The 2,690-nt window shown below is 61.6% G+C and carries 1 protein-coding gene and 1 pseudogene; both read right to left on the bottom strand.

Annotated elements, in window-relative coordinates:
* Nucleotides 1-85 precede the first annotated feature (85 nt).
* Nucleotides 86-1,597 carry a toll/interleukin-1 receptor domain-containing protein gene (locus ACFFJD_RS01105; RefSeq protein ID WP_382359644.1) on the bottom strand — a complete coding sequence of 504 codons (1,512 nt, stop codon included), beginning with the start codon at nt 1,595-1,597 and terminating at the stop codon, nt 86-88.
* A gap of 327 nt (nt 1,598-1,924) precedes the next feature.
* Nucleotides 1,925-2,690 (bottom strand): annotated as a pseudogene (locus tag ACFFJD_RS01100) (ISL3 family transposase); the annotation flags it as partial.

Genomic DNA, 2,690 nt, shown 5'->3' with positions numbered 1-2,690 from the left:
TCAACGGCTGGAACGACCGCAAACACCCCTTCGTCTGGACCAAGACCGCCGACGAAATCCTGAAGAAGGCGCAACCATAAACTATCTAACGACACGCGACACTAGTGTCCTCGTCGCTAAGCCGGCCCAAGAGGTGCTGACGGGGCTCTGGCGGCATGGGGTCTCCGCTTGTCAGCCCCGGCCAGAAGGACGGACCGGCGAACGGCAGTCCTGTCCGGTTCTCCTCGGCCCACTTGAGCTTGTCGCGGCCGGTAATGACAAACAGCGCAAAGGGCAGATCCGCAACGAACTGCGCGAGGGCTTCCTCGTGCCCGGTCTCGGAACCTCGCTGAATCCTCTCGAAGGGGTCGACGAAGAAAAGGAGGAGTGGCCGCTCTTCGGGCGGGAGGACACCGATCACCTCGGTCAGGAGATACATGAGGTCGGATGCAACTTCCGATGCATGACCTCCTCTCGACAAATCCTGAACTGCATCCAGCAGCGTGAATAGTGCACTGTAATCATCGAGGCTTCCGCCGTGGCCCCGCGCCTGTCGGACTTCCCGCACAATCCGCCGAACGTCCGACGGCGCGAGATCGCTGGGCGGCGCCATCCGGAGTTCACTGGCGACGATCTGAAACGACCGCAGGACCTCATCCTCGACGTCACCCGACAGGCCCAGCGCATTCTGCTCCCCGAAACGGCAAGCTTCGAGATATGCCGCCAATCCGATGTCGAACGCTCGCCAGTCGACCTTCGACCGGGTCAACGCAGCACGTAGTGCCCGGAGCATGGCGAGTAGGTTGAGATTTCCCTCGGCCTCATGGAAGTCCCACCGGACTGACACGACATCCTCGTGCGGCCATTCACCCCACTCAATGCTCTCTGCCAGGCCATGCGAAACCCAGAGCTCGAGACGTTTGGACAGTCCAGTTTTTCCTAGTCCCGACCCGCCGTAGAAGACGAGTACATTAGGAAAGACCTCCGGTTCGATAGCTTCTTCGTCACGCAATCGTCGTAGCTGACGATCGACGGAGCGTAGCAGCGCTTCGCTCTCCGGCACCCGATCAGCGAACGAATCCTGGACCTGCATCCGCTGCCCTCGTCGACGAGGCCGCTCCGGAACGGGACGGCGGTTGCTCGTGCGCACATCGGAAACAGGCTCACCTACACCGTCCTCACGGATGTTGTAGCCGTCAAATGCATTCACCAGGTCCGCAACCACTTCGGCACGATTGCGCTCGCTTGCCGCGACATGCTGATCCTTGCCGACCGCGAATGCAACGGCTCTAGGCAGTTGCATAGACTCGAGCCCAACGGTGCAGAACGGCTTCTCATTCTCCGCAGCGCGCCCGATCTCGCGGATCACATTGGATCGTGACACCGATCCTTTGGAGGCGAACAGGACAAAGATCTCAGCGCCGTCGATCGCCGAGGCGAGTCGATCCATCCATTCGTCCATCGGCTTGATGCCTTCGTCGAACCAGATTCGGAACCCGCGATCTTGGAGTGCTTGCAAAATCGGGAACACGAGATGAGCGTCCGCACGCGCGTACGAGATGAAAGCGTACGGCTCGCCGCCGCGATACGCGCGGAGAGAATCGGACGGATTCGACATCAGTCTCCCTGGATGAATTCGGGGCGCCAAACTTTCGCCCGGCCGTACGGAACACTACCGTCGCCGCCACTCAGATTCCTTGGTAATGCCTATAGCCCCAGAGACCCGGAGGGCACACATGTTACGCGTCACGACGGGACCCCGGACGCGTGACGCTTCCGGGGCCGCCAACCTGTGGTGCCGTCTCCGCTACGGGATCAGGATGTACTGCATGCCCGGGCGGTGCTGCGACGGACGGGTGTCCAGCACACCGAACTTGCTGGTCTTGTAGGGATACGCGGTGCCACCGGGACCGCCGTTCATGTCGGTGATGGTGAGGGTTTTGNGGAAGCCTTGGGCGATTCCGCGGAGGTGTTCGAGGCGTCCGTTGATGGCTTCGACGGGTCCGTTGGAGACGCCGGTGTCGAAGTAGGCGAGGATGTCGGCGCGCCTGTTCCATAGGCTTCGTCCGAGTTGAGCGAGCTCGGTCAGGCCGGCGGGTAGTCCGGTGCGGATCCGTCGCAGGATCTTGTACATGAGCTTCTTGCCCTCGCGGCGATGTCGGTGTTCGTAGGCGGCGATGAGTTGCTGATACACCTGATGGGTGATCTCCACGGCGGCGTGTGCGTCGTGGCTGGTCAGCGACTCGAATAGGCGGATCTTCTGTTTGTCGGTGAGGAGTTCGGTGCGGGTGTGCAGGATCCGGCGGATCTTGTACAGGGGGTCGTCTTTACGTCCGCGGTGCCCACACACCTGCTGCTGGACCCGTTGCCGGCACAGGTCCAATTTCGCCGCGGCCAGGTGTACGACGTGGAACGGATCCATCACCACCCGAGCGGTGGGGAGTTCTTCGGTGGTGGCACTCTTGTAGCCGGTGAATCCGTCCATCGCCACAACCTTGATCCGATCCCGGAACCGTTGGTCTCGGGCGGCCATCCACTGCTTGAGGACATGTTTTCCAGCGTCCGCCGATCATGTCAAGCAGGCGAGCCGGGCCAGTCCCGTCGACGACCGGAGTCAGGTCGATCAGGACCGTGACGAAACTCGAATCTCCTTGTCCGCGAACATGTTTCCACTTGTGCTCGTCCACACCGAGGCAGCGGACCCCGTCGAG

It is taken from the genome of Gordonia phosphorivorans, from assembly GCF_042432625.1.
Classification (GTDB): domain Bacteria; phylum Actinomycetota; class Actinomycetes; order Mycobacteriales; family Mycobacteriaceae; genus Gordonia; species Gordonia phosphorivorans.
This window is presented reverse-complemented; position numbering and strand designations above follow the sequence as displayed.

Bases quoted from the DNA above. Each gene is read 5' to 3' on its own strand.
- ACFFJD_RS01105 (WP_382359644.1), bottom strand. From the start codon at position 1,597: ATGTCGAATCCGTCCGATTCTCTCCGCGCGTATCGCGGCGGCGAGCCG.